Origin of the sequence: Achromobacter sp. B7 (assembly GCF_003600685.1) — a bacterium.
Lineage (GTDB): Bacteria > Pseudomonadota > Gammaproteobacteria > Burkholderiales > Burkholderiaceae_B > Achromobacter > Achromobacter spanius_B.
On sequence record NZ_CP032084.1, the window covers coordinates 3500946 to 3522766 of the forward strand.

The following is a 21821-nucleotide window of genomic DNA, read 5'->3' on the forward strand; positions in this document are numbered from 1 at the left end:
CGACAGTCATCGCCCATGCCAGTAGCGCGCACCGTCATCACGCTGCGACCAAACCGACAGACCGTTTGCAGTGGATAGCGCCATCACCGCGCCGTCCCGGTCACTACGCCAGAACACCGCCCCCGCCGCTAGCCAACGCCGCTCCACCGCCGGGGCGGGATGGCGGAAACGGTTTAGATGGCCCGCTTGCGCAATGGCATGAGTGGCTTGCACGGCGCGTACCCAGTCGCGCCCGGATGACGATGCTGAGCCGTGGTGCGGGGCCAGCACCACATCGGTTTTAGGCACCCCGCGTGCGACGAGTTCGCGCTCCTGCGCCACGCCGATGTCGCCCGTCAGCAATAGGGAATGGCTGGCTCCTTCTACGAAAAGCACACAGCTGTCCGCGTTACGGTCAACCGGTTCGGCGCCGCCGCCGTCGCCAGGATGCAGAAAGGTGAACCGCACGCCGTCCGCCTCCCAGGAGTCGTCGCGACGGCAGCGCAACATACGATCGGGCAGCGTGGACGGCGTGCCGGGCGCCGCTTGGCTCGACGCCGCACCTGACGTCGGCCCACCCACCGGCCCACCCACCGTCCTTCCCGCCGGCCCACCCGCCGTCCCGCCTACCGTCCCTCCCGCCGTCCCTCCCGCCATCCCGCCTGCCGTCCAACCCCGCGTCCCGCCCACCGTCCCACCCACCGGCCACACACTCGCATCCCGCCGTACAAACGCCTCCACATCAAATGACGCATAACTACGCCGCACCGGTACCGCCGCCATCACCGCGCGCGCGCCGCCGACGTGGTCTTGGTCGGCGTGGGACAGCACCAGCACATCCAGCACATCGATACCGCGCGCCTGCATGAACGGCGCCACGACTCGATCGCCCGCGTCGCTGCCGCCGTAATGGCGCGGGCCGGCATCGAACAGCAGGGTCTGCGTTGCCGTTTCGACCAGGATGGCGCTGCCCTGCCCCACGTCCAGGGCCGTCATGCGCCAATGGCCGGGCTCGGGCTTGTCCGGCCGCCAGCACAGCAGGGGCAGCATGCAGACCCAGCCAAGGTGTCGCGCTGGCCAGCCGCGCACCTGCAAGGCCCAGACCATGCCGGATACCGCGACCAGCAGCCAAGGCCAAGGCGCCGCCGCCACGGCAAAGCTGGCCCAATCAGCATTACCTACCCACGCCACCGGGGCCATCGTGTAATCAAACGCCGCCAACCCCACCTGGCCGACCCACGCGGCCACCGCCTGCGCACCGGGGACCACGGACAGCGCCGCGCACAGCAACGCCAAGGGCGTGACGATGAACGTCACCGACGGAATTGCCACGGCGTTGGCCAGGGGCGATCCGACCGATACCTGATACACCAGAAACGCCAGCAGCGGCGTCAGGCCCAGTGTGACCAGCAGCTGTAAACGCGTCGCTTGCGCCAACCGGCTTGCCCAACGGCGGCGCCAGCCCGCCTCGGCATCAAACGGCAGCTCGGCAATGCGCAGCAATATCGCCACCGCGCCGAAAGACAGCCAGAACCCTGCCGACAACGGCGCCCACGGGTCCAACGCAACCACGACCGCCCCAGCGCACGCCAACACCCTGCCCGCCGTGAGCGGCAGCCGCGACATCACCGCCGCCAGCACCACCGACAACATGAAGAACGTGCGCCGGGCCGGCACGCCCCAGCCCGCCAGCAGGCAATACAGCAGCGCCACCACGGCCGCCGCCGCGCCGCCCGCCACGCGCGACGGCACGAATTCCGGCAAGCCCGTCCCACGCCATCGCGCCCGCCGCCACCCCGCCGCCACCAGCACGCCCGCGATACCCGCGATAGACGTCACGTGCATGCCACTGATCGACACCAAATGCGTAATGCCGCTGCGGTTGAAGATGCGCCAGTCATCGCGCGCCACGCCCGCTTGGTCGCCAATGGCCAAAGCAATCAGCACCGGCGCATAACGGTGTTCGCCCAAGGCTTGCCGCAAACCCACGCGCACGTGGTGTCGCGCCCGTTCGATGGCCGCCCCTGCCGACGCCCAAGGCTTGTCATCCAACAACTGCGGCCGCCCACGCACCGTGCCCACCGCCCGCAAGCCCCGCGCGAACATGCGCCCTTCCGCGTCCGGCCCTGCCGGGTTCAGTACGCCATGCGGCCGCCGCAACACAAGCGCCATGCGCCAGATCTGGCCCGGCAGCAGTGCGGGCAGTGGCACGGTCGCACCGGGCGGCGCTTGCCATGTGACCTGGATGCGTGACGGAATGCCCGGGCGCGCGGGCTCGGCTCGTTCGGCAATGAAGCGATGATGCCGGCCATCGCCATCCGGCAGCTCGGCTACGCGCAAGGTCAGGCGGGAGACTTGGTCCTGATGCAAGTCCGCCAGTGAATCGTCAAGGCGCAGGTGCGCCTGAAGGCACGCGTTAAGCGTGCCGGCGCAAAGGCCCAGCACAAGAGCACAGACAACGCGCAAAGAACCGGCGCGGCATCGCAGGCGATCCGCAGCCGCAACGCCGGCCGAAACGACGGCCAAAACGCCGGCCGAAACGACGGCCGCAACGACGACCACAACGACGGCAGCAACGCCCCCCGCAATGCCTATCAGCGACAGAACGAAGGCGCCGGGCAATACCGGGAAGCACTGCACCCACGCCGCGCCGCCCACGAACGCCAGGCAAAAAGAACGACCGGTGATGTCCGCCTCCTGAAACCAGAAGCGTAGGACAAGCCGGCCGTAGGGCAATCACCGAATGAACGTTTTTATCCACCTCGGTTTGCCGCAAGCGGGCGCCTTGCCACGCAAGCCGCTCACAAACTTGACCCCCCATCCACCACCATCAAACACCCCGTGACATAAGCGGACTCGTCAGACGCCAGAAACAGCGCCGCGTTCGCAATATCCCACGGGCTGCCCTGGCGCCCCATCGGGCACCTGGCGTCCCGAGCCTTATGCCCTTCTTGCGCCGCCTCACTGCTTGCATACAGCGCGTCCGCATGCGGCGTGCGGATCATGCCGGGGATGATGCAGTTGCACCGCACCTGGTCCGCCGCGTACTGACGGGCGATGACCCGCGTCATGTGGTTGACCGCCGCTTTTGCCGTGCTGTACGACAGGAATTGCATCGGGCTCCATTTCAGGCTCGCGGTTGACGAGACGTTGATGATGGCCCCGCCGCCGCGCGCCTTCATTTGCGGCAGAAAGGCGCGCGCCATCGCCATGGAGCCGCGCACGTTGACCGTCATGACGCGGTCCCACTCGTCGTCCTGCACGGCGAGCAGGTCGCCCTGGATTTCGATGCCGACATTGTTGTGCAGGATATCGATGCCGCCAAAGCGCGATGCCACGTCTTGCGCCACCCGCGCGATTTGCGCCGAGTCGGTAACGTCGAGCTCGATAGCCTCCGCCACGCCGCCTTCCGACCGGATCTGCCGGGCGGTCTCTTGCGCGGCGGCCAAGGACCGGTCGGTGCAGATGACCGCCGCCCCCTCTCGGGCGAAGCGAATCGCACAGGCTGCGCCATTGCCGACCTGGTCGGCGGCGGAAAACGAATTTCTTAACGTTCCGGCGCCCGCTACCAGCGCCACTTTCGATGCCAGACGCATGATCCGACTCCTGCGCTCAGTCGCGCGTGAACTCGGCGCCGCCCTTGGGGCGGATATAGCGAGGGATGGGCAAGCCGGCCTTCTTGGCCGCGTCGATAATCGAGTCCTCGATGGCGCCGGCATCGCGGATGTTGGCGAACTGGCCGTCGATGAAGTTGATGTTGGCGCCGAAAACGACCATGAATCCTTCGGCCGACTCCTTGGCGTCCTCGGGTACTGAAAAGGTGTGAACGGACCCGCCCGGCTCGTACAGATAGCTGCCGGCCGTCTGCACGTCGTTGGGATACTCCAGGTAGTTCCACTGCCCCTTGGTGGTGTAGAAGTGGACGACGCCCGTATGAAAGTGCGTGGGCAGGCGGGTGCCCGGCGCGAACTTGCCGTACAGCACCCACACGCCGTTTTCCCGATCCAGGAACAACGGAATGATCGACGAGCCCGGGGCGGCGCCTGGCAGCTGGACGCCGTCTTCGATGTTGACGGTCAGCAGGCGATCTTGATGGGTGACGGTGTACGGTAGTGTCATGAGCGTTCCTGATTAGGGTGTAGGGTCAAGACGGCGCTGCGGGCGCGCACGATTCGCGCAATATCAGCTGCGTCTTGATAACGATGCGATCGCCTTGCGCGGGCGCGCTCTGGCGATCAAGTTGCTTTAGGACCAGTTGGGCCGCGCAAGTGCCCACCGCCTCAAGGTCCCAACTAAGCGAGGTGATGGCCGGGCTGAACAGCTGAGACAGATCGGTGTCGCCAATACTGATCACGCTGATATCGTTGGGCACCGCGTCTCCGGTATGACGCAGGGCTTGCAGCACGCCGGACAAAATTCTGGTCCCCAGGCACACAAACGCGGTGGGTCGATTCGCGTGCGACAGCAGCGACATCGCCTCCGAAAACGCAAACTGCATGGCGGACTGTTCCGCCCGGATCAGCGCCGGGTCAGGAACCATGCCGCGCTCTTTGAACGCCTGGCGAAAGCCCGCGATACGCTCTTTGCCGGTGCGCAAATCCGTACCCGGCGTCAACAGCGCAATCCGTGTGTGGCCAAGGTTCAGCAGATACTGGGTCGCCTGGAACGCCCCCGTTGCATGATCCACATGGATGCCGACGGACACGTCGCCAAACTCCCGGTCCAGCGCCACAACGGGAACTTCTTGAGACAGCTTGTCGATCAGGTCAGCGGATTCTTTTTCGCACGGGCCCAGAATCAATGCGTCAACGCGGCGGCCGCGAAAGATGTCGATCAGCGACGCTTCGCGACGCCTTTCGTTATGCGTGCTGGCCACCAGCAACGAATAGCCTTCGGCCTGTAGCGCGGTCTCGGTGGCCGTGATGATGCGGGCGTACAGCGGGTTGGCCAGGTCGGACACCAGCAGCCCGATCACGCCCGAGGACTTCGTGCGCAGGCTTCTGGCCACGGCATCCGGGCGATAGTCCAGGCTGCGTACCGCCTGCTCGACCGCCGCAATGGCGGCTTCGCTGACACGGCCGGTGCGGTTCAGGGCGCGCGACGCCGTGCCCAGGGATACCCCCGCTTTCTTGGCGACGTCGCGTATGGTGATTCGGGTGCTTCGGTCTTTCATGATGTTGGTTTTGTCTGTGCCGGAAGTGGCTAACATACACCGTCTTCGGCACCGGGCCGGCTAGGTGCGCGGGCGTATCGGCGCGGACCCATCCCAGGTTTCAGCCGCCCTTCTGATCTCGTCGAAATATTCGCCCTTGCCGCCTTTCATTTCAGACACTTCGATCATGCCGCTGGGCAAATCAGGATGCACGAAGTACGCGAAGCGGCCGCGCAGGCCCATCCTTCCGCCGTGCCCTTCTTCGTAGCCACTGCCACGCAGCCGGTCGCAAAACTCGTCGAAGTTGTCCAGCGTCCAGAACGCCACGTGCTGCGCGCATTCCCCGCTTGCACGCAGGGAATCCAGATAAAGCGATGGCGCCTCGTCTCGTTGCTGGATCAGCTCGATTTGCAGGTCGCCGGAATTGGCCAATGCAATCGACAAGCGCGGTGGTTGCGAGACCTGGCCGCGATATCGGAATTCAGTGGTCCCGACCTCTTCCTTGTAGAACCAGGGTCCGACGCCTAGCACCTCGGACCAGTGGCGCATGGCCTTTTCAATGTCGCGGACTACATAGCCCACTTGCCGGACGCCGCCAAAATTCTTGCTCATTGATGTTCCTTAATTCATGTGGGCGCCGCCGTTGATATCCAACGTCGTGCCGGTGATGTAGCTGGAAAGGTCGCTGGCCAGGAACAGGCAGCCGCCCGCGATTTCATGCGGGCGTCCGGCGCGACGCAGCGGCCAGACTTGCGCGGCGTCGTCCTTGCTTTCATCCGAGCGTCCGGTGCGCGAAAAGTCCGTTGTGATCAGGCCTGGCGCAATCGCGTTGGCGCGGATCTTGTGTTCGCCGAATTCCTTGGCCATGGCGCGGGTAATGCCCTGCACGCCCGCCTTGGCGGCGCAGTAATGGGCGCCGCCGAAGATGCCGCCGCCGTTTTGCGCCGACAGCGACGAAATGGAAATGATGCTTCCCCCGGCGCGCTGAACCATGAAGGGGATGACCGCTTGGCTCAGGTTGAACACGCCGGTCAGGTTGACCCGCAGGATGCGTTCGAAGTCGGCGGGGGTGATGTCCCGGAACGTGGCTTTCTGCGTGATCGCCGCGTTGTTCACCAGCACGTCGACGACGCCGCCGGACCAGGCGGCCACCTTGTCGATGGCAGCGCGACATTGCTCGTCGCTGCCCACGTCGCAAGCCAGCGCAAGCAGCTGAGCCGCTGGGGCGCCCAGGTCCGCCGCGCTTTCCTGTATGCGTGCCTCGTCAACGTCCAGGATCGCCACGCGCGCGCCATGCTCAAGAAAGAGCTTTGCGGTGGCTTTACCGATGCCTTTGGGGTGCGCGGCCCCCGAGATGACGGCCACGCGGTCTTGAAGCAGTTTCATAGTGTCTCGTGCAGGTAAGGGGGCAACGCGACGGTTCGTTGCCACAGCCAAGGAACCGTCTATTGCGGCGTAATGCCGGCTTCTTTCGCCACCACGCGCCAGGCTTCGATGTCGGCCATGTTTGCCTTTTGGTGCGCGGGCCCGGCAACGTACCGAGCCGAAATGCCAAGGCCAAGCAATTTGTCGATCACTTCCTGTTCTTTCAGCACCTTTTCCAAGGTGCCGGACAGGCGATCGACGATGGGCTGGGGCGTGCCGGCGGGCACGTACATCGCCCAATTCAGGTCGCGGTCAAAGTCGATGCCCTGTTCCTTGTAGCTGCGAACTTCCGGCACGCTGGGCGACCGCTTGGTACAGACGGCCAGCCCCTTCACCTTGTGCTGCGTGACCATCGGCGTGGCGGTGGCCATGTCGACAAAACCCAGGTCGATATGACCGCCCATGATGTCCGTCATGATCTGCGTGGTGCCCTTGTAGGGCACGTGCTGCATCTTCAGGTTGCCCTTCTGCACCATGACTTCGCCGCAGAAGTGCCCCGTTGAGCCGATGCCCCAGCTTGCGTACTGGATAGGGTCCTTGCGGGATTCCGCCAGTTTCTTCAGCCCTTCAATATCGTTGGCCGGGAAGTTGTTGTTCGCGACCACCATGATGGCCGAATTGCCGATGGCGCCCAGCGACGTAAAGCTCTTGATCGGGTCATACGGCAGGTCCTTGTAGACCGACGGAGACAGGATGTGCGTGGTCATCCCCCCGATGGTGATCGTGTAGCCATCCGGCGCCGAGCGGGCCACGGCGGCGATGCCGATCGTGCCGCCTGCGCCGGGCTTGTTCTCGACGATGACGGGCTGCTTCAGTTCGGCTGAAAATCGCTCTGCCAGGATCCGGCCCAAGGTGTCGCCACCGCCGCCGGCCGAGAACGGCAACAGCATGCGAATCGGGCGATTCGGGTAGTCGTCGGCATGGGCCGCGCCCATGCCCAGCAAGGTCAGCAGCGCGGCTGCAACGGACAGCTTCTTCATTGTTGTCTCCTCGGATTTATCTCCGGGTGCAGCGCCTGACCGGCCTGCCCGGTTTTTTCTGTAGAACGCATTGGCCCAACCAGGTTGCCCGCCTCCTGAACGGAACAACCGCTACCGCTACCGCTATCCCTACAGCAACCCGAGCGAACGCAGCTTGGCGTTCTGACAGGTGTACGGACGCTCGCAGATCACCTTGGCCGAGTTCGGCGCGAATTCGAACGTGGCCGCCATGCGAACGCGAAACTGGCGTCCCGTCGGCTCGTACGTCTTGCCGTCAACAGTGAACGGGCCGGCATGCGTGCCTGAAAGCCAGAACTCCACCAGGACGATGTCCGTGCCCTCGGCGGCGGCCACCGCGATGATCTCGTTCTTCAAGTCGGGAAACGAGGCCCGCGACGACTCGAAATACCCCATGACTTCGCTCTCGCCGTCAAAGACCGCACCACTGGAGTGCATCTCGTATCGGGGATGTTCGAAGGTGTCGATGACCTTGTCCCACTCCTGAACGCATTCCAGCGCCATGTGGTCAACGACGGTTTTGACGCGTGCAGCCTGCAACTCGGTACTCATGGGAATCCCTTTTTGTGGAAACGTTTCCGCAAATTATGGACGCGCTGTAGGTCCATAAAAAGCTAGGGATTACGATAATTAGTGGAAACGATAACGCAGCCCGGTCCGACGAGGCGGCGCTCGGGACCGGGCTGCGCGTGAGGGCGGGCTTGAACGGTTGGGGCGGTAAGGGGAATCGTTGTTACGGCTGCTGCGCACCGTCAGGCAGAAGTTCGCGATGCAGCATCACCACGTGCGCTGACTCCTGCCACTTTGGATACCGATCCAGCACCAACGGATCATGCCCCGGCACGACATGCTGCTCGGACTGCGCCGCGCCAAACAGCTTGGCGTATCCCGACAGCATCTGGGCCGTGTTGTAGACGATGGGAAACGGCCTGCCCTGCCCCATGTTTTCGTAGTAGTGGCTGGCGTCGGACGCCAGCACTACCCAGCCGCGTTCGGTATGCACGCGCACCGCTTGCAGGCCTTTCGTGTGGCCGCCGATATGCAGCAGTTCCAGGCCCGGCAACAACGTGCCGTCGCCGTCATGAAACTGCACCCGGCCGTCGTACACGCGCCGCACCAGCGTGACCACGTCTTCCACCGCGTAGGCATGCCGCAGCGGTTCAAAGCACATGCAACGGCCGGTAGCGTAGTCAAGCTCATCGTCTTGCACGTGAAAGCGCGCCTGCGGCAACAAGTCCAGGTTACCCGCATGGTCGTAATGCAGATGGGTCAGCACCACGTGCTGCACGTCTTCTGGCTGCACGCCCAGTTGGGCCAGGGCCGAGATCGGGCACTGGATCAGCTCACGCCGCCGCACCCGCGCCATGTCCGCATTGAACCCCGTGTCGACCAGAACAACGCGGCCCGCGCCGCGTATCAGCCACACGTAGAAGTCCATGGGCATGTCGCCATTATGCGGATCGCCGCCCAAGAAGTTGTCGCGTCGCTGGCGCGGCATGCGGGCGTAGCGGATGGCGTAGATTTCGTATTCGGGAAGAACGTTCTGCATCGCCAAGGCTCTCTTCATATGCCCAGATAGGCTTTCTGCACGAAGGGGTCGGCCAGCAGGTCGGCGCCCTTGCCGCTGCGGACCACCTCGCCATGTTCGAACGCATAGGCATGATGCGCCAGGCGCAGCGCCAGCCGCGCGTTTTGCTCCACCAGCACAATGGCGATGCCGCTGTCGCGGTTGATGCGCTGAATGGCGTCCGCGATTTCGGCCACGACCTTGGGCGCGATGCCCAACGACGGTTCATCCAGCATCAACAAGCGGGGTTGCGCCATCAGCGCGCGGCCGATGGCCACCATCTGCTGCTCGCCACCGGACAACGAGCCCGCCAACTGCGCACGCCGTTCCTGCACACGCGGAAACAGCGTGTAGACCTCGTCCAGCCGCGCGCGAACGCGGCTGCGCGACCTCACCCCATGCGCGCCGGCCATCAGGTTATCCAGCACGGTCATGCGGCCGAACAAGCGCCGCCCCTCCGGCGACAAGGACAAGCCGGCCGATACGCGCGCCGCCGAACCCAGTCGCGCGATGTCTTTCCCGTCGAACACAATGCGGCCGCCCGCGGCCGGCGCCAGGCCGATCAGCGCTTTCAAGGTAGAGCTTTTGCCGGCGCCGTTCGAGCCGACCAGCGCAACGATCTGGCCTTGTTCAACCGTAAAGCTGATGCCGCGCACCGCCTCCAGCGGCCCGTAGCGAACCTTCAGGTCCTGGACGTCAAGCATGGGCATAGTCGGGCGCTCCCAGATAGGCTTCGATCACGGCGGGGTTGTCGCGGATGGCTTGCGGCGTGCCCTCGGCGATTTTTTCTCCCTGCACCAGCACCACGATGCGATGGCAAAGTTCCATGACCAGCGCCATGTGATGTTCCACCAGCAGCATCGTCAGCCCTTCCTCGGATTGCAGGCGGCGCAGCAACCGCCCCAGCTCGTTGCATTCTTCATGGTTCAGCCCCGCCGCCGGCTCGTCCAACAACAACATGCGCGGCCGGCAGGCCAGCGCAACGGCGATGCCCAGCTTTTTCTGCAAGCCGTAGGCGAGCGATCCGGCCGCCGCGTCGCGCCAGCCTTGCAGGTCTAGCAGGACCAGCAGCCGGTCGACCTCCCGCGTCACTTCCGACGCCGGCAACAGATCCTGGTTACGCCCGGCCAGACGACGCAGCCACGAATGCTGAATGCGCGACAGCATGCCGCGCCGGATGTTCTCGGCCACGGTGGCCTCGGGATAGGTCGAGGTGGATTGAAACGTACGAGCCAGCCCTCGCACCACGACACGGCTGGGCGGGCCGCCGGAAATATCACCGCCATCGAAATGCACGGAGCCCGACGACGGCGGCATCGTGCCGCTGATGACGTTGAAGGCCGTTGTCTTGCCCGCGCCGTTGGGGCCGATCAAACCCACGATTTCGCCCGACGCGATGGCGAAGCTGACGTTGCGCAAGGCTGCCAAGCCGCCGAAGCTGCGCGACAGGCCCTGCACCTGCAATAAAGGTGGATTCATGGGGACTCCTTGTGCCGACGCGATTGCCACGGCCCCGGCAAGCCGGCCAGGCCCGCCGGCAGAAAACGCAGGATCAGGATCAGCGCCGCGCCGTAAAAGATGTGCTGCGTTTGCACCGCGCCGCGAAACAGCTCGGGCAGCGGCGTCAGCACCATAGCGCCGATCAGCCCGCCCCATACTGAGCGACGGCCGCCGATGACCAGCATGATGATGAAGCCGATGGATATGCTGGCGTTGAATGACTCGGGCGACACGTACCCCACGTAGCGCGCCTGCAAGGCGCCGCCCACTGCCGCCAGCGCGCAACCGGCCACAAAGGCGCACAGCTGGATCCGGTGCACGCTAAGGCCGGTGGATTCGGCCAGGGCCGGGTTCGCGGCCACGGCGTCGATGGCGTGGCCGAATGGCTGCCTTGCCACCGCGCTCAACAGCGCGACGGAGCCCAGGGCCACGCACAGCGCCAGACCGTAAAAGCTGGCCCGCGTATCGAACACGATACCGGCCAGCGCGGCCGGCGGGATGCTGGCGACTCCGTTCGCGCCACCCGACCAGGACGACCCGTCCAGCAAAATCAGCCGCACCAGTTCCCCGAACGCAAACGTCACCAGCACGAAATAAACGCCTTTCAAGCGCAGGATGATCGCGCCCAATATCAGCGCCACACCCGCCGTCAACGCCACCCCCACCAAGGTGGACGGCAAAAAGCCCCAGCCCAGGTAGCGGGCGCCCAGCACCGAGCCGTAGGCGCCCAGCGCGACGAAGGCCGCGTGTCCCAACGACAATTGCCCGCAGCGTGCAATCAGCGCCAAGCCGTTGACGATCAGCACGTTCAGGCAGGTCAGCACCGCCAGATGTTGCGCGAACGGCCCGGCAAACCACGGCGTGCACGCGGCCACGGCCAACGCCGCCCACAACAGCCAGCGTAATGGCGCGGGCCGCGTCACGGCTGCATCAAGTGAAAGGTCCGTCATGGTTTATGCCTCCCCCCGGCCCAGCAAGCCCTTGGGCCGCACGACCAACATCACGATCACGACGGCGAAAATCAGCATGTCCGCCGTGCTGCTGTCGAACAGCAGGCTGCCATAGCTTTCCGCCAGGCCCAGCGCCATGCCCGCGAAAGCCGCGCCCGGGATGCTGCCCAGCCCACCCAGGATCACGACGATGAACGCCTTGAGCAGCGGCGTGGCGCCCACGAATGGCGACACCGAGAACAGCGGCGCCATCAGCGCGCCGGCCACCGCTGCCAGCCCTACCCCCAGGCCAAAACCCAGCGGGTAATAGATGCGCGAGCGGATACCCTGGATGCCGGCAATCTCAAAGTCCTCGACCACGGCGCGCAGCGCGCGGCCCGGCCGCGAGTGACGCAGGAAGCCATACAGCAAGGCCAGCGCCAGCAAGGCGAACACCACCACGTACACGCGCGACAACGGCACAACGAGCTTGCCCATGCGGGCGGTGCCCTGCGCCACGGCGGGCATGGACAAGGGGTCGGGGCCGAAGAACATCAAGGCCAGGTTTTGCAGGATCATCGCCAGGCCGATGGTGGCGATCATGCCGTTCAGTTCGTCCCGGCGAAACGGCTTGAGCACGCCCCATTCCAGCACGGCGCCGCCGACCACCGACAACGCAAAGGTCAGCGCCACGGCAGGCAGAAACGAGAAGCCCGCCTGGGTCGTCAGGTAATAGGCGCCAAAAGCGCCCAGCATGTAGAACTCGCCGTGGGCAAAGTTCACCATCCGCATCACGCCGAACACCAGCGTGAAGCCCACCGCCATCAACAGATACAGCAACCCCACGATCAAGCCGTTGATCGTGGCCTGCGTCAGCAAAATGCTCCAATCCACGTGGCATCCCCCGCCGCGCTAGCGGCATCCCTCGACGGTGCAGCGCGCGCGGATCACCTCGCGGCCATCCTTGACCTCGGCCACGTAGAACGGCGCGTTCAACTGATGATTGATGCCGTACATGGCCTTGCCCGTCCAGCTGAGCTTGCCCAGTGATCCGTCAAAGCCTTCCAGCTTTTCCAGTTCGACGCGCACGCGGTCCGTGTCTTCCACCGTGCCGGCGCGGCGCATGGCTTCGAACAGCATGTTGGTGCCGTCATAAAACGCGGGGCTGAAGCCGTTCATCGCGTGCTTGTACTTGGCGGCATACCGCTGGGCGTAGGCCTTGGTAGCGGGCAGCTCGGGATCGATCGGCGTATGGACGAACATGCCCTCGGTAGCCGCCTTGCCGGCCACGTTGACGATTTCCTGCGTGGCCGGGCCGCCAGTACGCACGATGCGTCCTTCAAAGCCCAGTTCGCGCGCCTGCTTCACGATCAAGCCGGCGGTAGTCGGCGAATTGCCGTCCAGTTCGATGGCGTCGATGCCGCGCGCCATCATGCGCGTCAGCACGGGCACGAAGTCGACCCGGTCGCGTTCGAAGAATTCCTTGACGGACAAGGCCGCGCCCGCCTTCTTGTAGGCAGCTTCCAGGTCCAGCGCGATCTGTTGGCCCGTTTCGTCGTTGGGGAACAGCGCCCCCACCTTGCGCAGGCCTTGCGACTTGACCAGCCAGTCGATCTGCGGCTGCGACACCTCGGCCGTGGTGACGTTGGGACGGAACGTAAAGGGCTTGTCCGCGGCCAGCGCCTTGGCGGTAAAGCCCAGCGTCATGACGATCACTTTGTTCTTTTCCGTCATGGGCTGGATGGCCAGCACCGGCGCCGATCCCACCGGGCCGATCACATAGCGCACCTTATCCTCGAACACCAGGCGGTTGGCCACGGTGACGGCTTCGTTGGCCTGGTACTTGTCGTCATAGGCCACCACCTGCACGCGATACTTCTTGCCGCCCACCTCCAGTCCGCCCGCCTCGTTCACCTGGTCCGCCGCAATCTCGGCGGCATTTTTCATGCCCTGCCCCCAGGCGGCGCCGGCGCCGGACAGCGTGACCAAGGCGCCAAGCTTGAGTGTGCCTTGTGCCTCTTGCGCCTTGACGGCGGGAACCGCGGCCAGCGCAAAGATGCCGGCCAGAATGATCGGATAACGCATGATGCCTCCTGTGAGTCGCGGGCAATGCCGCCCGTCGTTGTTGCCGCGCTATAGGCGGGCGATGGCGTCCAGCACCGGCAATATGTAGCCGCGAAACTGCTGTGGGTTCTCGCTCATGGGGAAATGCCCCAATTCGCGCATGATGGTGACCTGCGCACCGGGAATACCGGCGGCGGTGCGCAAGGTGTCTTCGGGCGTGCACGAAAAGTCGTACTCCCCCGTCAACAGAAATAGCGGACAACGCTCGGTGCGGATGCCGTCCAGCCGGCCCCGCAAATCGCCGTCGACACGGTAGAAATACAGGTCGCCGCGAAACACGCCGGGGCCGCCCTGCATGTATTGCCACAAGGTTTCGTGGCGATAGACGTCCGGCGACTGCGGCGCCACCAAGCCCGATACCAAGGCCGCGCAGACCTCGCCGCCATGGACGTCGCCGCGATGCAGCCACGAGGTGTCGTACCAGGGCTGCTGGAAATCAGCCGCTTCGACTCCGATCAACGCGCGAAAACGTTCGGTGTGCTGATGCGCCAGCTGCAACACGATGCGTCCGCCGATCGAGCAGCCGATCAGCGCGGGGCGATCCAGCGCCAACGCCTGGCAGAACGCCATGACCGTTTCCACATAACGTTCGGTGGACAAGCGATATTCCTCGTCCTGCCAGCCGGCCGGCGGGTAGGACTTGCCGTGCCATGGCATGTCGAAAGCAATGACGCGATAGCGCGACGTGATGTCCGCATCACACAGCATGTGGCGGTACTGGCGGCTGTCGGCGCCGGCGGTGTGCAGGCAGACCAGCGGGATGCCCTCGCCCGCTTCTTCGAAGTAAACACGGCAAGGCTTGCCGCCGATGTCGATGTGCACATAACGGCCAACGATGGGTTCCAGGGCGGCGTTCATGCGTGCGCCTCGCGGCCCCTGGCCAGCAGATCCTTGACGAACTGCAAGTGCGCCATCAAGGGTTGCAAGTTGCCTTCGATAGCCAGTTCGCCGCGCTTGCTCAGCGCAAAGATGTCATGCCAGCCCGCATCCGGCACGGCTTGCCAGAAGCGCGACCAGGCGGCGGCAGAGGCGCGCAGCGATACGTCGCAGGAAGGCAGCGGCGCAGCGGGCGCGTCGGCGCTGGTGACCCGGCCGTCGCGAATGCGTACAAGCAGCGGCGCATCGCCGACCCGCACCAGCAGGTCCATATCGACCTGGCGCGGCCGCGAGAACGACAGCGCGCGGCTACGGAATCGATGCGCAAGCTGCGCGTCCGACGCGTGTTGCGCTGGCGTGGCGTGGTTTTCCATTGTCTCTTCCCGCTTATGTTGTTCTTATGTGCAGAACGTATATTCTTTCTATAAGAACATTCTAAGTATCGAAAACTTCCCCTGTCAACACGGGGAAGTACGAGCCGAAGGCTATTCAGGCGACAACACCCGCCAATCGCCCGCCAGCGTCAGCGGGCAATCCGTCAGGTCCTGCAAGGCGTCAAACCGCAGCCCCGCCACCATCGCGATCACTCGCATGCCATCCGGCAGCACATCGATGATGGCCAGATCAGAATAGATGCGGTCGACCACGCCCGCGCCAGTCAGTGGATAAGTGCATTCGCGCACGATCTTGGGCCGCCCATCCTTGGTCACGTGGTCCATCGTGATGTAGACCTGGCGCGCGCCGGCCACCAGGTCCATCGCGCCGCCCACGGCCGGAATCGTGCCCGGCGCACCGGTGTCCCAGTTGGCCAGGTCGCCGCGCGCGGACACCTGGAATGCGCCCAGCACCGTCAGGTCCAGATGGCCGCCGCGCATCATGGCGAACGACACCACGTGGTCGGTAATGGATGCACCCGGCAACAAGGTGACCGCTTCTTTGCTGGCGTTGATCAGGTCCAGGTCCAGCGGCGCGTCGGGATCGCCCGGCCCCATGCCGACGATGCCGTTTTCGGTGTGCAGGATGACATCGCGGTCGGCCGGTAAAAAGGCCGATACCAGCGTCGGTATGCCGATGCCCAGGTTCACATAGGCGCCATCCGGAATGTCCTGGGCCACCAGGCGTGCAATCTGGCGTCGATTCAGCTTTTCATATTCCATGATCGCGCTCCACTTGCACCACTCGTTTAACGAAAATTCCCGGCGTCATGACGTGTTCGGGCGGGATGGCGCCCAGGTCCACGATGCTGTCCACCTGCGCCACCGTGGTGGTGGCCGCCATGCACATGACCGGCGCGAAATTGCGCCCGGCATAGCGGTACACCAAATTGCCCCAGCGGTCTGCCGTGCGAGCTTTGACGAAAGCAAAGTCGCCCTTCAACGGGGCTTCCAGCACGTACCCAACGCCGTCTATCACGCGCGTCTCCTTGCCTTTCGCCAAGGGCGTGCCAAAGGCGGTCGGCGTGAAAAACGGCCCCAGCCCCGCGCCCGCCGCGCGCATGCGCTCGGCCATCGTGCCCTGCGGCACGCATTCCAGCTCGATTTTTCCCGCGTGATAGGCCTCGGCGAAGGCGGCGGCGTTTGGGTTCTTGCGATCCGACGAACGCGCAAACGAGCAGACCATCTTGCGCACCCGGCCGGCTCGCACCAATTGGCTCAGGCCACGTTCGCCATTGCCGGCGTTGTTATTGACGATGGTCAGGTCGCGCGCGCCTTGGTCAAGCAGCGCGCAAACCAGTTCGGTCGGTACGCCCGAGGCGCCAAAGCCGCCGATCAGAATCACCGCGCCGTCTTGCACGCCGGCCACCGCGGCGGCCAGCGTATCGACTGTTTTTTCCAGCATGAAAATCCCTTTTCTAAGGAAGGCGCAAGGCCGGCGTCAGCGCGCGGACGGGCCGCCCAGGATGGCGGTGGACTGGCTGGACAAGGTGCCGCCGTTGCCGTGTACCAGCGCAATATCCGCGCCCGCCACCTGTCGTTCGCCCGCCTGAGCCCGCAGCTGACGCACGGCTTCTATCACCAGGAAAATGCCGTACATGCCGGGATGCACGCACGACAAGCCGCCGCCGTTCGTGTTCACCGGCAGACGCCCACCGGGCGCAATGCCGCCGCCCTGAACAAAGGCGCCGCCTTCGCCCTTTTTGCAAAAGCCCAGGTCTTCCAGGAACAGCAGCGTGTTGATCGTGAAGGCGTCATAAAGCTCGGCCACGTCCACGTCCGCCACGTTCAAACCAGCCATGGCCAGCGCGCGCTTGCCGGATTCCGCCGCCGCCGTCACGGTCAGGTCTTCCATGGACGATATCTGGCGGTTCCACACCGCCGTGGCGCTGCCCAGCACGTACACGGGAGGCTGCCGCAGCTGGCGGGCTCGGTCGGCGCGCACCATCACGTAGGCGCCGCCACCGTCGCTGACCAGGCAGCAGTCGCGCACCGTCAATGGATCCGAGACCGGGCGCGAACGCAGCACGTCCTCGATCGATAAGGGGTCGCGCATCGCGGCCTCGGGGTTCAGCGCCGCCCAAGCGCGCGCCGCGACGGCCACTTCGGCCAGCTGTTCGCGGGTTGTGCCGTATTGATGCATGTGGCGGGCGGCGGCCAACGCGTAGGACGTCACGGGCTGTAGCGGCGAATACGGATGTTCGAATGGTTGGGGGTCCAGCAACGTACGCGCCTTGATGCCTTCCTTGCGGCCGAACGTGGCGGTCTTTTGCGTGCTGCCATAGCAGACCAGCACCGCATTGCATTGCCCCGACGCCAATGCCATCACCGAGGGCAGCAGGTGCGAGACAAAGCTGGACCCGCCCAGCATCGTCGCTTCGATATACCGAGGACGCAGGCCCAGGTATTCGGCAACGGGCATGCTCCACATCGTGGCCGATGAACTGCATGTGGCCAGCCCGTCGATATCCTTCATGGTCAGCCCGGCATCGGCCACTGCCCGCGACGCGGCTTGGGCCAGCACTTCCATTTCGGTGTGGCCGTGCACTTCGCCCAGGCCCGCGTGCCCGACCCCGGCAATGGCGACCCGGCCGCGCAGTGATTCCAGCGTCATCATGCGGCCTCCACGGGCTCGAACACCACCAGCGGCTGGGCCGCATCCAACAACACCCGCGCCTTGACCGGCATGCCGATCCGCAGCCGTTCCAACGGCACGCCGTCCACCCGGCTCATCATGCGCGCGCCCTCGTCCAGATCGATCAGCGCCACGTTGTAGTCGCCGCCCGCTTCCGGCTTGCGCCGCACGATGCTGAACGAATAGACCGTGCCGGTGCCTGCGGGCTCGATCCACGCCAGGTCGGTCGCGCCGCACTGCACGCAAAGCGTGCGGGGAAAGAACTGATGCCGTTCGCATGCCGCGCAGCGCTGAATTTGAAAACGGCCTTTGGCCAACGCGGCAAAGTACTGTTCCTGTGGCCCCCGCGACAAGGCCTCGGCTTGTTCCGTATGCATTGCTGTCTCCTTCTATTTGTTCTGAGTCGCCGCGCCCGATGTCACGGCGCGGCGGGCCAACGATTTACAAGTCCGCAAAGCGCTTGCCCTGCGCCACCAGGCGTTCCAATAACGGGGCGGGCTGCCAAAGTTCGCCGTGTTGATCTTGAAAGCGCCGAATCGTGGCCAGCACATTCGGCAAGCCTTGCTGGTCGGCATAAAACAGCGGGCCGCCCCGATGCCCCGGAAAGCCGTAGCCGTTGACGTAGATGACGTCGATATCCGACGCGCGGCGGGCGATGCCCTCTTCCAGGATGCGCGCGCCTTCGTTCACCAGCGCGTACATCGTGCGCTGCACGATTTCCTCGTCGGTGATGTCGCGTCGCACGATGCCGTCCTGGCGCGCGCATGCCTCGATCAACGCCAACACCCGCGCGTCTTCCAACGGCTCACGGCTGCCCGCTGCGTAGCGATAAAAGCCGGCGCCTGTCTTCTGCCCAAAGCGCCCTTGTTCGCACAGGCTGTCGGCCACGCGCGAATAGCGCAGGTGCGCCGGCCGGGTCGATGCGGTGCGCTTGCGAAACGCCCAGCTGATGTCCAGACCCGCCATGTCCGCCATGCGCAGCGGCCCCATGGCCAGCCCAAAACGCTGCAAGGCGCCGTCCACCTGCGACGGCGACGCGCCCTCTTCCAGCAGAAAATGCGCCTCGCGCGTGTAAGGGCTGACCATGCGGTTGCCGACGAATCCGTCGCATACGCCCACCAGCACCGGCAACTTGTCCATGCGGCGCGCCAGCTGGAACACCGAGGCGATGACGTTGCCATCCGTCTGGCCACCCTTGACCACTTCCAGCAAGCGCATGACGTGGGCCGGGCTGAAGAAGTGCATGCCTAACACCTGGGCGGGCCGACGCGTAAAGCCGGCGATCTTGTCGATATCCAGACGCGACGTGTTCGAGGCCAGAATCGCCTGCGGCTTGCACACCGCGTCCAGCGCGGTGAAGATCTGGCGCTTGACGTCCATGTCCTCGAACGCGGCTTCGATCGCCAGATCGACATCGCGCAGATCGTCCATATCCAGTGACAGGCGGATGCGCGCCTGCCGTTCGTCCACCTGCGCCGCCGTCAGCTTGCCCTTCGCCGCCGTCGCGGCGTAGTTCTTGCGGATGGCCGACCAGCCGCGTTCCAGCGCCTGCGCATCGCGTTCGACCAGCACGACGTCCAGCCCGGCGTTGGCCAGGCTCATCGCGATACCGCCGCCCATCGTGCCCGCGCCGACCACGCCCACGGTCGTGATGCCGGCTGTGGCCGTCCACTCCTTCGGCAATTTGACGGCGGCGCGTTCGGCAAAGAACAGGTGACGCTGCGCCTTGGACTGGCTACCGTTAACGAGGTCCAGAAAGTGCTCGCGTTCAAACGCCAGGCCGTCTTCCAGCGTGCTGTGGGTGGCAGCTTTCACGCAATCGATGCACGCCAGCGGCGCCACGCAGCCACGATAACGGCGGGCGGCCTGTTCGCGGGCACGCTCGTACACGCCCGAATCTTGCGGCGCGGGCACCTGCCGCGCGCCCACGTTGCGCCCGGCCAGTGGCGCGTCGGCCTTCGCCCGCGCATAGGCAGCGGCGCGTTCGGGCAGATTGTCGGCCACGACCGCATCAAGCAGGCCCCAGTCCAGGCCGGTTGCGGTGTCGATGGGGTCGCCCTGCGCAATCATCGTCAGCGCGCGCTCGACGCCGACGAGTCTGGGCAGTCGCTGCGTGCCGCCCGCGCCGGGCAGCACGCCCAGCTTCACCTCGGGCAGACCCAGCGACGCGCCTTGCAGCGCGATCCGGTAATGACAACCCAGCGCCAGCTCCAGCCCACCGCCCAAGGCGGCGCCATGTATTGCCGCAACGACGGGTTTGGATGCGCCTTCGATCAACGCGATCAGGGACCGCAGTGTCGGTTCGCGCGTCGACATAGGGGTATTGAATTCCCGGATCTCGGCCCCGCAACAAAAGAAGCCGCCGCCCCCGATCAAGACCAGTGCGCGAACTTCCGGGTCCTGTAGCGCGTCCTTGATGCTCGCTTGCAATTCGCTGCGCAAGTCCGAGCTCAAGCTATTGACCGGCGGGTTGCGCAACCGCAGCATCGCGACCCGGCCCGCCTCGGTTCGTTCCGTATGGATCAGCATGGCGGCGTTACTCCAGCTCGACCACAACCTGGCCTTCGTCCACCTCGTCGCCTTCGCCCACCAGCACACGCGCCACGACCCCGGCGCGTTCGGCTTCGACGGGGATTTCCATCTTCATCGACTCGACCTTGATGACGCTATCGCCAGCGTCGACACGCTGGCCCAGACGCACACTGACGGCAACCACTCGGCCCACAACCGGGGTTTCTACTTTGAACATTGTTGTCTCCTTGGATACTTCGGTTCAGTCCACGATGCCAAGGCGGTCAACGCCTGGCTGCTGATTCGCTATTCACGCCGCCTGCGCCGCGCGCGTCGCGTCCAGAATGCGGGCCACCATGCCGGTGGACACCTGGCCCGCGCCAAAGCCCTGGTCGTCCAGCACGCGCAACATGAAGGGAATGTTGGTCTTGACGCCGTCCACCTGAAACTGCGTCAGCGCTTGCTTTAACAACAGCAACGCCTCGTCGCGCGTGGCGGCATGCGCGATCACCTTGGCCAGCATCGGGTCGTAGTGGCTGGACACGCGGCAACCTTCGGCGTAGCCCGTCTCCACGCGCACGCCGGGCAGCACGGGCGGCGCAAAGACTTGCAGCACACCGGGGGACGGCAGAAGACGCACAGGATCTTCCGCGTAGACGCGCGCCTCCAGCGCATGCCCTTGCAAGGGCGGCACCCGCGCCAACACGCTGTCCATCCGTTCGCCCGCCGCCAGCCTCAGTTGAGCGGCCACGATGTCGATGCCCGTAACCGCTTCCGTCACGGCGTGTTCAACTTGCAGGCGGGTGTTGATTTCCAGGAACGAAAAGCCGGACTCGGGCGTGTACAGCATTTCAACGGTGCCAATCACGTCGTAGCCCAACGTCGACAACATGCCTTCCAGCTTTGCCGCCATGTCGGCCACCAAGTCTCGGTCCAGCCCCGGCGCGGGCGCCTCTTCCAATACCTTCTGGTGCCGCCGCTGCGTAGAGCAGTCGCGTTCATACAGGCAGCGCACTTGCCCATGGCGGTCCGCCAGGAACTGGAATTCCACATGGCGCGGGTTGACCAGCAGCTTTTCCAGATACAGGTCCGATCCGCCAAAGCTGCGCTCGGCGATCTGCCGCGCCCGCGCCCATTCGGGTTCCACCTCCTGCGGGCCGTGCAGCGGAATCATGCCGATGCCGCCGCCACCCGAGGCCGGCTTGATCAGCACCGGGTAGCCCAGGTCCTGGGCGGCATGGCGCACAGCGTCAAGGTCGGCGCCCAACACGGCGCTGCTGGCGGCCATCGGCATGCCAAGCGCCCGCATCGCATCGCGCGCCCGCGTCTTGTGCCCCAGCATTCGTATCCAGCGCGGCGACGGGCCGACGAAGATCATGCCGGCCGATTCCACCGCCTGGGCAAAGTCCGCGTTCTCGGACAGGAAGCCATAACCGGGATGCAATGCATCGGCGCCCGTCTCGCGCGCCACGCGCAGCAGCGTGTCGCGGTTCAGATAGCTTTGCGCGGCGGGCGCCGGCCCGATGGGAACGGCCACGTCCGCTTCACGCAGATAAGGAAGATTGCGATCCGCCTCGGAATACACGGCAACCGATTCCAGGCCAAGCGCGCGCAACCCTCGGATGACCCGCCGGGCGACAGCGCCCCGGTTGGCGACGATGACTCTTTTCATATTGCGCTCCAAGCCCGCC

24 protein-coding genes are annotated in these 21821 nt (G+C 65.1%); 1 reads left to right on the plus strand and 23 read right to left on the minus strand.

Annotated elements, in window-relative coordinates; all coding sequences use genetic code 11:
- Nucleotides 1-6: 6 nt before the first annotated feature.
- Nucleotides 7-2466, minus strand: a complete 2460-nt coding sequence (locus DVB37_RS15645) for a DNA internalization-related competence protein ComEC/Rec2 (protein WP_240434149.1) — start codon at nt 2464-2466, stop codon at nt 7-9.
- On the opposite strand from DVB37_RS15645, the gene DVB37_RS28710 reads away from it, so the two are divergent.
- The gene (locus tag DVB37_RS28710) at nt 2377-2694 is read left to right on the plus strand and encodes a hypothetical protein (RefSeq protein WP_240434192.1); all 318 of its coding nucleotides are present in this window, start codon (nt 2377-2379) and stop codon (nt 2692-2694) included. The two genes, DVB37_RS15645 and DVB37_RS28710, sit on opposite strands and share 90 nt — an antisense overlap.
- Before the next feature lie 86 nt (nt 2695-2780).
- Here the strand turns inward: DVB37_RS28710 and DVB37_RS15650 are convergent, their stop codons facing one another.
- From DVB37_RS15650 to DVB37_RS15755, 22 genes are all read right to left on the minus strand, one after another.
- The gene (locus DVB37_RS15650; RefSeq protein ID WP_120156128.1) at nt 2781-3575 is read right to left on the minus strand and encodes an SDR family NAD(P)-dependent oxidoreductase; all 795 of its coding nucleotides are present in this window, start codon (nt 3573-3575) and stop codon (nt 2781-2783) included.
- A gap of 16 nt (nt 3576-3591) precedes the next feature.
- Nucleotides 3592-4098 carry a 2,4'-dihydroxyacetophenone dioxygenase family protein gene (locus DVB37_RS15655; protein WP_120156129.1) on the minus strand — a complete coding sequence of 169 codons (507 nt, stop codon included), beginning with the start codon at nt 4096-4098 and terminating at the stop codon, nt 3592-3594.
- A gap of 25 nt (nt 4099-4123) precedes the next feature.
- Nucleotides 4124-5152, minus strand: coding sequence for a LacI family DNA-binding transcriptional regulator (locus DVB37_RS15660; protein WP_240433890.1), 1029 nt, complete (start codon nt 5150-5152; stop codon nt 4124-4126).
- A 60-nt stretch (nt 5153-5212) separates the two neighbouring features.
- Nucleotides 5213-5743, minus strand: coding sequence for a VOC family protein (locus DVB37_RS15665; RefSeq protein WP_120156131.1), 531 nt, complete (start codon nt 5741-5743; stop codon nt 5213-5215).
- 9 nt (nt 5744-5752) lie between these two features.
- Entirely contained in the window at nt 5753-6517 is a 765-nt protein-coding gene (locus DVB37_RS15670) for an SDR family NAD(P)-dependent oxidoreductase (protein ID WP_120156132.1), read from the minus strand.
- 59 nt (nt 6518-6576) lie between these two features.
- A complete protein-coding gene (locus DVB37_RS15675; RefSeq protein WP_104145062.1) occupies nt 6577-7536 on the minus strand; it encodes a tripartite tricarboxylate transporter substrate binding protein in 960 nt (319 codons plus the stop codon).
- 129 nt (nt 7537-7665) lie between these two features.
- Nucleotides 7666-8106: a nuclear transport factor 2 family protein gene (locus DVB37_RS15680; RefSeq protein ID WP_046805748.1), complete on the minus strand. Its 441-nt coding sequence runs from the start codon at nt 8104-8106 to the stop codon at nt 7666-7668.
- Between the two features lie 181 nt (nt 8107-8287).
- A complete protein-coding gene (locus tag DVB37_RS15685; protein WP_120156133.1) occupies nt 8288-9103 on the minus strand; it encodes an N-acyl homoserine lactonase family protein in 816 nt (271 codons plus the stop codon).
- Between the two features lie 14 nt (nt 9104-9117).
- Nucleotides 9118-9831 (minus strand): ABC transporter ATP-binding protein, encoded by a 714-nt coding sequence (locus tag DVB37_RS15690; protein WP_046805749.1) that lies wholly within the window; start codon nt 9829-9831, stop codon nt 9118-9120.
- The gene (locus DVB37_RS15695) at nt 9818-10600 is read right to left on the minus strand and encodes an ABC transporter ATP-binding protein (RefSeq protein ID WP_120156134.1); all 783 of its coding nucleotides are present in this window, start codon (nt 10598-10600) and stop codon (nt 9818-9820) included. The genes DVB37_RS15690 and DVB37_RS15695 overlap by 14 nt, the downstream gene beginning before the upstream one ends.
- Nucleotides 10597-11571 carry a branched-chain amino acid ABC transporter permease gene (locus tag DVB37_RS15700; protein ID WP_120156135.1) on the minus strand — a complete coding sequence of 325 codons (975 nt, stop codon included), beginning with the start codon at nt 11569-11571 and terminating at the stop codon, nt 10597-10599. Before DVB37_RS15700 ends, DVB37_RS15695 begins: the two co-directional genes overlap by 4 nt.
- A gap of 3 nt (nt 11572-11574) precedes the next feature.
- The gene (locus DVB37_RS15705) at nt 11575-12444 is read right to left on the minus strand and encodes a branched-chain amino acid ABC transporter permease (RefSeq protein WP_046805752.1); all 870 of its coding nucleotides are present in this window, start codon (nt 12442-12444) and stop codon (nt 11575-11577) included.
- Nucleotides 12445-12462: 18 nt separating this feature from the next.
- Nucleotides 12463-13635, minus strand: coding sequence for an ABC transporter substrate-binding protein (locus DVB37_RS15710; protein ID WP_189371607.1), 1173 nt, complete (start codon nt 13633-13635; stop codon nt 12463-12465).
- Between the two features lie 48 nt (nt 13636-13683).
- The gene (locus DVB37_RS15715) at nt 13684-14532 is read right to left on the minus strand and encodes an alpha/beta fold hydrolase (protein WP_046805753.1); all 849 of its coding nucleotides are present in this window, start codon (nt 14530-14532) and stop codon (nt 13684-13686) included.
- Nucleotides 14529-14924 (minus strand): hypothetical protein, encoded by a 396-nt coding sequence (locus tag DVB37_RS15720; RefSeq protein WP_046805754.1) that lies wholly within the window; start codon nt 14922-14924, stop codon nt 14529-14531. The genes DVB37_RS15715 and DVB37_RS15720 overlap by 4 nt, the downstream gene beginning before the upstream one ends.
- A 111-nt stretch (nt 14925-15035) precedes the next feature.
- The gene (locus DVB37_RS15725; protein WP_120156136.1) at nt 15036-15707 is read right to left on the minus strand and encodes a 3-oxoacid CoA-transferase subunit B; all 672 of its coding nucleotides are present in this window, start codon (nt 15705-15707) and stop codon (nt 15036-15038) included.
- The gene (locus DVB37_RS15730; protein WP_120156137.1) at nt 15697-16389 is read right to left on the minus strand and encodes a 3-oxoacid CoA-transferase subunit A; all 693 of its coding nucleotides are present in this window, start codon (nt 16387-16389) and stop codon (nt 15697-15699) included. Before DVB37_RS15730 ends, DVB37_RS15725 begins: the two co-directional genes overlap by 11 nt.
- A gap of 36 nt (nt 16390-16425) precedes the next feature.
- Nucleotides 16426-17598 (minus strand): thiolase, encoded by a 1173-nt coding sequence (locus DVB37_RS15735; RefSeq protein ID WP_120157520.1) that lies wholly within the window; start codon nt 17596-17598, stop codon nt 16426-16428.
- Complete coding sequence (locus DVB37_RS15740; RefSeq protein WP_120156138.1) at nt 17598-17996, minus strand: Zn-ribbon domain-containing OB-fold protein; 399 nt, start codon at nt 17994-17996, stop codon at nt 17598-17600. Before DVB37_RS15740 ends, DVB37_RS15735 begins: the two co-directional genes overlap by 1 nt.
- A 64-nt stretch (nt 17997-18060) precedes the next feature.
- Entirely contained in the window at nt 18061-20148 is a 2088-nt protein-coding gene (locus DVB37_RS15745) for a 3-hydroxyacyl-CoA dehydrogenase NAD-binding domain-containing protein (RefSeq protein WP_120156139.1), read from the minus strand.
- 7 nt (nt 20149-20155) lie between these two features.
- Nucleotides 20156-20368 (minus strand): biotin/lipoyl-containing protein, encoded by a 213-nt coding sequence (locus DVB37_RS15750; protein ID WP_120156140.1) that lies wholly within the window; start codon nt 20366-20368, stop codon nt 20156-20158.
- Nucleotides 20369-20440: 72 nt separating this feature from the next.
- Complete coding sequence (locus tag DVB37_RS15755) at nt 20441-21802, minus strand: acetyl/propionyl/methylcrotonyl-CoA carboxylase subunit alpha (protein ID WP_120156141.1); 1362 nt, start codon at nt 21800-21802, stop codon at nt 20441-20443.
- Nucleotides 21803-21821: the final 19 nt, after the last annotated feature.